This window comes from Saccharomonospora halophila 8 (genome assembly GCF_000383775.1).
GTDB classification, from domain to species: domain Bacteria; phylum Actinomycetota; class Actinomycetes; order Mycobacteriales; family Pseudonocardiaceae; genus Saccharomonospora; species Saccharomonospora halophila.
This window is the reverse complement of sequence record NZ_KB912537.1, coordinates 28,476-34,948: the sequence shown is the minus strand read 5'-3', so window position 1 is coordinate 34,948 and position 6,473 is coordinate 28,476. Positions and strand designations below refer to the sequence as shown.

8 protein-coding genes and 1 pseudogene are annotated in these 6,473 nt (G+C 72.7%); all 9 read left to right on the top strand.

Features of this window, described 5'->3' with window-relative positions; all coding sequences use genetic code 11:
- Positions 1-234, top strand: a pseudogene (locus SACHA_RS0110085) (hypothetical protein); the annotation flags it as partial.
- Positions 235-238: 4 nt separating this feature from the next.
- Positions 239-1,036, top strand: a complete 798-nt coding sequence (locus tag SACHA_RS0110080; protein ID WP_019809398.1) for a sugar phosphate isomerase/epimerase family protein — start codon at positions 239-241, stop codon at positions 1,034-1,036.
- 85 nt (positions 1,037-1,121) lie between these two features.
- Positions 1,122-2,048: a proline dehydrogenase family protein gene (locus SACHA_RS0110075; RefSeq protein WP_019809396.1), complete on the top strand. Its 927-nt coding sequence runs from the start codon at positions 1,122-1,124 to the stop codon at positions 2,046-2,048.
- Positions 2,045-2,872 (top strand): thioesterase family protein, encoded by an 828-nt coding sequence (locus SACHA_RS0110070; RefSeq protein WP_019809394.1) that lies wholly within the window; start codon positions 2,045-2,047, stop codon positions 2,870-2,872. Before SACHA_RS0110075 ends, SACHA_RS0110070 begins: the two co-directional genes overlap by 4 nt.
- A gap of 105 nt (positions 2,873-2,977) precedes the next feature.
- Positions 2,978-3,787, top strand: a complete 810-nt coding sequence (gene proC / locus SACHA_RS0110065; protein WP_019809392.1) for a pyrroline-5-carboxylate reductase — start codon at positions 2,978-2,980, stop codon at positions 3,785-3,787.
- A gap of 186 nt (positions 3,788-3,973) precedes the next feature.
- Positions 3,974-4,192 (top strand): helix-turn-helix domain-containing protein, encoded by a 219-nt coding sequence (locus tag SACHA_RS0110060; RefSeq protein WP_019809390.1) that lies wholly within the window; start codon positions 3,974-3,976, stop codon positions 4,190-4,192.
- A gap of 133 nt (positions 4,193-4,325) precedes the next feature.
- Entirely contained in the window at positions 4,326-4,427 is a 102-nt protein-coding gene (locus SACHA_RS23860; protein WP_019809388.1) for a 30S ribosomal protein bS22, read from the top strand.
- 49 nt (positions 4,428-4,476) lie between these two features.
- Entirely contained in the window at positions 4,477-5,562 is a 1,086-nt protein-coding gene (locus SACHA_RS0110050) for an NAD-dependent epimerase/dehydratase family protein (RefSeq protein ID WP_019809386.1), read from the top strand.
- 2 nt (positions 5,563-5,564) lie between these two features.
- Positions 5,565-6,428: a lysophospholipid acyltransferase family protein gene (locus tag SACHA_RS0110045; protein ID WP_019809384.1), complete on the top strand. Its 864-nt coding sequence runs from the start codon at positions 5,565-5,567 to the stop codon at positions 6,426-6,428.
- Positions 6,429-6,473 lie beyond the last annotated feature (45 nt).

Here is a 6,473-nt window from a genome sequence, read left to right as displayed (position 1 = left end):
GGGCAGCTCGCGCTCGGCGTCGCCGGAGGCGCCGGGGTGTGGCTCGGGTTCAACTGGCTGTGGGGCCGGATCCCCGCCGCGGCGCTCATGGCGGCGGTCGTGGTCACGGTCGCCCTGGTGTGGCTGGTGCGGAAGGTTCGCCGTGCCGAGGACACCCAGACCACCGTGCTGGCCCTGCTGGTCGGGCTGGTGGTGACCGTGTCCCCGGCGGCACTGTTACTCGTCACCAGGTAGGCGCGTGGTTCCCGCGATCCCTGTCGCCCTGTCCACCGCGTCGGTGTGGCCGCTGCGGGCCGGGGAGGGTTTCGAACTCGCGGCCGAGCTGGGCTACGACGGCGTCGAGGTGATGGTCTGGGCCGACCCGGAGAGCCAGAGCATCTCGGCGTTGCGCAAACGCAGCAGGAACACCGGGGTGCCGGTGGTGTCATTGCACTCGCCGTCGCTGTTGATCACCCAGCGGGTGTGGTCGCCCGACCCGGTGGTGCGGCTGCGCAAGTCGGTGGACGCGGCTGTCGAGCTGGGCGCGTCCACGGTCGTGGTGCACCCGCCGTTCCGTTGGCAGCGCCGGTACGGGGACGCGTTCCCGGATCTCGTGGCCGAGCTGGAGGCCGACAGCGGGGTCGACGTCGCGGTGGAGAACATGTTCAAGGTGCGCCCGCCGGGCGCCGGACGGAGTAGTCGGGTCTCCGCGTTCCGGCCGTCCATCGACCCGACCGACGTCGGCTATGCCCACTACACGCTCGACCTGTCGCACGCCGCCGCGGCGGGGACGGACGCGCTCGAACTGGCCGACCGGATGGGTGCGGGCCTGAGCCACGTGCATCTGTCCGACGGCACCGGCGTGCCCAAGGACGAACACCTGGTGCCGGGGCGGGGCCATCAGCCCTGCGCCGCACTGCTCGAACGGTTGACCACCACCGGCTACGGCGGCGCCGTCGTGCTGGAGATCAACACCCGGAGTGCGCGGTCCCCCGCCCGTCGCGTGAAGGACCTCGCCGAGGCGCTGCTGTTCACCCGACTGCATCTGGGTCAGTAGCGCCCGGGCGCGAGTCGTCCGACGATCGTCCCGACCTCGTGGGTGTTTGCCCGTCCGACTGTCCGGAACCCGTAGAGTTTCCTCCGTGGAGCCGCTGCGTTCGTTGATTCTCGCCGCCGCCGACAGCGAGGCGATCCGCCGGGCGGTCGCGACGGCACCCGGCACCCGGCGGATCGTCAACCGGTTCGTCGCCGGGGAGAGCGTGCCCGACGCCCTCCGGGCGGTGCGCGCACTGGCCCGCGACGGTCTCCGCGCGACCCTCGACCACCTGGGGGAGAACACCAGTGATCCTGAGGTCACCGAGCACACCGTGCGCATCTACCTCCGGCTGCTCGACGCCCTGCGTGCCGAGGGACTGACCGCCGACGCCGAGGTCAGCGTGAAGCTGTCCGCCGTGACCGTCGGGTGGGACGAGGAACTGGCGCTGCGCAACATCGGGCGGATCTGCGCCGCCGCCGACCGCTGCGGCACCACCGTGACGGTCGACATGGAGGACCACACCACCACCGACGCCACGCTGCGGGTGGTCGGCCGGGTGCGGGAGCAGTACCCGTCCACGGGGGCCGTGCTCCAGTCCTACCTGCGCCGCACCCCCGACGACACCACGGCGTTGGCGTATCCGGGCTCGCGGGTGCGGTTGTGCAAGGGGGCCTACGCCGAACCGGCCGAGGCGGCGTTCCCGGACGCCCACGAGATCGACCTCGGCTATGTCCGGTGCGCCAACATTCTGCTCGAAAGGGGGGCGTACGCGATGTTCGCCACGCACGACCCGCGGTTGGTCCCGGTGTTACGGGAGCGGGCGCGGTCGTACGGGCGCGAGCCGGGCGGCCACGAGTACCAGATGTTGTACGGGGTGCGGCCGGACGAGCAGCGCAGACTGGCGGCGGAGGGGGAGACCGTGCGGGTGTACGTGCCGTTCGGCGAACAGTGGTACGGCTATCTGATGCGGCGGTTGGCGGAGCGGCCCGCGAACACCGCACTGTTCCTGCGTGCGTTGGTCAGCCGTTCGTGAGTACGGTGCACGACGATCCCGCACCGTTCCCGGCGGCCAGTGACGTGCGTTCGCTGCGGGACGGCACCTTCACCGCCGACCTGCGGTCCGAGTGGTCGATCGGCACCCATCCGCACGGCGGGTTCCTGCTCACGCTGCTGGCCAGGGCCGCCGTCGCCGCGCTCGCCGAGCGGGGTGAGCCGCAGCTGGAGCCGCTGACCGTCAGCGCCGAGTTCCTGCGCCCCCCGGCCATCGGGCCGGTGCTCCTGCGCACCGACGTCCGCAAGGTCGGCAGGCGGACCACCGTCGTGGCGGTGACGCTCGAACAGCGTGGCCGGGTCTGCGTCGAGGCGCGGGTGACGGTGGGCAGGTTGCCCGTGCGCCCACCGGTGTGGAACGACGCGCCCGCGATGCCCGCCGACCCCCCGGCGAACGCCGTGTCGTTGACGGTCGAGAGGTCGCAGGGCGTGTTCCACCTCGCGCAGGGGTGTGAGGTGCGGCTCGACCCGGCCACGGCCGGGTACCTGGCCGGGCGCGAGGGGGACCCGCCGCGGATGCGGCTGTGGGCCCGGCCCCGGGAGGGTGGCTCGGACGCCTACTTCTCGCTGCTGGCCTGTGACATCAACCCGCCGGTCGTGTTCAACCTCGGCGGCGCGGGCGGTTGGGCGCCGACGACCCAACTCACCGCGCTGGTGCGCACCCGCCCCCAGCCCGGGTGGTTGCGCATCCAGGTGGAGAGCCGGTCGGTGCAGGAGGGATGGTTCGACTCGGACGCGGTGGTTGCCGACGCCCGCGGCCGCATCGTGTGCCAGGCGCGCCAGCTCGCACTGACGGCGCTGCACTGACGGGGCTGCACCGACGGGGCTGCACCGACGGCGTCGGAACCGACGGCGTCGGAACCGGCGGTGGGTCCGGCAGCCGGGCCGCGGAGCGGGTCCTAGGCTGCGGACATGACGACGATCGCGGTACTGGGTGCGGGAAAGATCGGTGAGGCGCTGCTGTCCGGGTTGATCGCCGCGGGACGGGACGCCGGGGACCTGCTGTTCACCGAACGTCACTCCGAGCGTGCGGCCGAGCTGACCGAGCGGTACGGCATCACCCGGGTGGAGGTGCCGGAGGCGGCCGAGCGCGCCGACGTGCTGGTGGTGGCGGTGAAGCCGCAGGACATCGAACCGCTGTTGGACGAGCTCGCCCCGCTTCTCGGGCGGGATTCCCTGGTGGTGTCGTTGTGCGCGGGGTTGCCGACGACGCTGTTCGAGGGCAGGTTGCCGGATCGAACGCCGGTGGTGCGGGTCATGCCGAACACCCCGATGCTGGTCGGCGAGGCGATGAGCGCGGTGTCGCCGGGCAGGCACGCCACATCGGCGCACGTGGAGACCGTCACCGGCCTGCTGACGTCCGTGGGCAAGGTCGTCGAGGTTCCGGAGCGGCAGCAGGACGCGGTCACCGCCCTGTCCGGGTCGGGCCCGGCGTACTTCTTCTACCTGGTCGAGGCGATGATCGACGCCGGGATCCTGCTCGGACTGCCCCGGTCGGTCGCCGAGCAGCTGATCGTGCAGTCGGCCGTGGGCGCGGCGCGGATGCTCGACGAGGGTCGCGACCACCCCGTCCTGCTCCGGGAGGCCGTGACCTCCCCGGCGGGGACCACCATCAACGGCATTCGCGAGCTGGAGAAGCACGGCGTCCGTGCCGCCCTGCTCGACGCCATCGAAGCCGCCCGCGACCGCTCGGTCGAACTCGGCGCCCCCCACCGCGACTGACGCTCACCCGGGGCAACCTCACGCAAGTCGGGGGGTGCGTCCGGTCGGGTGCCGTGTTTCCCCTTGACAGGCGTCGCAGGAGTCCCACGTGTCCCGCTACCCTCGGGGAAGCACGCGCGTGTCGGTACCGCCCGGTGGGGAAGCCGGGCGGCACGGCGCGTGGCGGAGGGACACGGTGAAATCGCTATGCCACCGAGCACACACGACGACATGCCCGCCGGCCCGCGGCATGTCCAGTTCCTGACGGTCGCCGAGGTCGCCTCGCTGATGCGGGTCTCCAAGATGACCGTCTACCGACTGGTGCACTCCGGGGAGTTGCCCGCCGTCCGGGTGGGGAAGTCTTTCCGGGTGCCCGAACAGGCCGTCCACGACTACCTCGACAACGCGTACTTCGACGTCGGCTGAGCCCACCGTCCCGCCCCCGGAAGCGCCCGGGACCGTCCGCCGCCCGGGTGTGCCCGGACCCGTGCGGGCCGCCCGGGGGATCACCGGTAACCTGGTGGACCGTTCCCCTCGAGGTAGACCGTGAGGAGTGGGTGTGGGCTCGGTCGTCAAGAAGCGCCGTAAGCGGATGTCCAAGAAGAAGCACCGCAAGCTGCTGCGCCGCACCAGGGTGCAGCGCCGCAGGCAGGGCAAGTAACAACCACCGGATCCGGTGGGCCGTCCCACCGGGCCCGTAGAGGCAGTCGATGTCGCCGAAGGTCGTCCTCATCACCGGTGTCGCCGGTGATCTGGGCGGGCGGCTGCTGGCGCGGCTGAGTGCCGACCCGGGCGTCGAGCGGGTGATCGGTGTGGACACCGCACCTCCGCGGCGAACCGGAACGCCCCCGCACGGGACCGGCACCGCGCGCCCGGCCGGGCCGGTGCCCGGCGACGTCGACCGCGATGTCGACCACGCGGAGTTCGTCCGCCTGGACATCCGCGACCCGCTCGTGGCGAAGGTCGTGAACTCGGCGAAGGTCGACACGGTCGTGCACGTGGGTGCGGCGTGCCGGCCGGCGGCACCGGGCAGGCGGGCGGCACGCAAGGAAGTCAACGTCCTCGGCACCATGCGGCTGTTGGCGGCGTGCCAGCGTTCGCCGCACGTGCGCAGGCTCGTGGTCGCCTCCACCGCCGCGGTGTACGGGGCGAGCCCCCGGTCGCAGGCCGTGTTCACCGAGGACTCCGAACTGATCCCGGACGACGCCCGGGGTTACGCGAAGGACGCGGTCGAGGTCGAGGGTTACGTGCGCGGCTTCGCCCGTCGTCGCCCGGACGTCACCGTGACCACGGCCCGGCTCGCCGACATCGTCGGCGGCGGGTTCGACACCGTGTTCGCCCGGTACCTCGGCCTGCCGGTGGTGCCGACCGCGTTCGGGTTCGACGCGCGCCTGCAACTGCTGCACGCGGAGGACGCGGTGGCCGTGCTCGAACGGGCCGCCCTGACCGACCGGCCGGGGGTGGTCAACGTCGGCGGGGACGGTGTGCTCACCGTCTCGCAGGCGGTGCGCCGGGCCGGCCGCGTGGAACTCCCCGTGCCGAGGACGGTGCTGCCGTCGTTCGGTGCGGTGCTGCGCGGCGCACGGGCGGTCGATCTCTCCTCGGAGAACGCGCGCCTGCTGAGCTTCGGCCGGGTGCTGGACACCACCCGGCTGCGCCGGGAGTTCGGCCACACCCCCCGGTGGACCACCCGGGAGGCGCTCGACGACCACCTGCGCGACCACCCGCCGGTGCCGGGCAGCGACGCGCTCGTGCGGATGCTGGACGCGGCCCACCGAAGGAGGACGGTGCTCTGAGGGTGCGGGACGACGACGGGGACGCGCTGGACCGGGCGCTGCGCTTCCTCCGGAGCCGGGCGGCCGGCGACTACCCGGTGGACGAGTTCGGGTTCGACGTCGAACTGACCGAGACCGTGCTGCTGCCCGCCCTGCGCCCGCTCTACGACCGGTGGTTCCGGGTCAGCGCCCACGGCGTGGGGAACCTGCCCGCCGAGGGCGGAGCCCTGCTGGTGGCCAACCACTCCGGGGTGCTGCCGCTGGACGCGCTGATGACCGCCGTCGCCGTCCACGACGAGCACCCCGCGCACCGGCACCTGCGGATGCTCGGTGCTGAGCTGGTGTTCCGCACCCCGGGTCTCGCATCGTTCGCGCGCCGGTCCGGCAACACCCTGGCCTGCCACCCGGACGCGGAACGGCTGCTGCGCGCGGGCGAACTCGTCGGCGTCTGGCCGGAGGGGTACAAGGGCGTCGGCAAGCCGTTCTCGGCGCGCTACCGGCTGCAGCGGTTCGGCCGGGGCGGGTTCGTCTCGGCGGCGCTGCGCACCGGAGTGCCGATCGTCCCGTGCGCGATCGTGGGCGCCGAGGAGATCTACCCGAAGATCGCCGACATCCGGCCGCTGGCCCGGCTGCTCGGACTGCCGTACTTCCCGGTGACGCCGTTCTTCCCGCTGCTCGGGCCGTTGGGCACGGTCCCGTTGCCGACGAAGTGGCACATCGAGTTCGGCGAGCCGCTGTCCCCGGCCGACCACGACACGGGCGAGAACGACCCCGCGGCCGCCGACGACCAGATGCTGATGCTGGATCTGACCGACCGGGTCCGGGAGGACATCCAGCAATTGCTCTACCGCAGGCTCTCCCGGCGACGCGGTCTGTTCAGCGGCTGAGTCCCGCGCGCGGCCGGCGGTGCCCGGACGCGCGGGCGCCGCGGC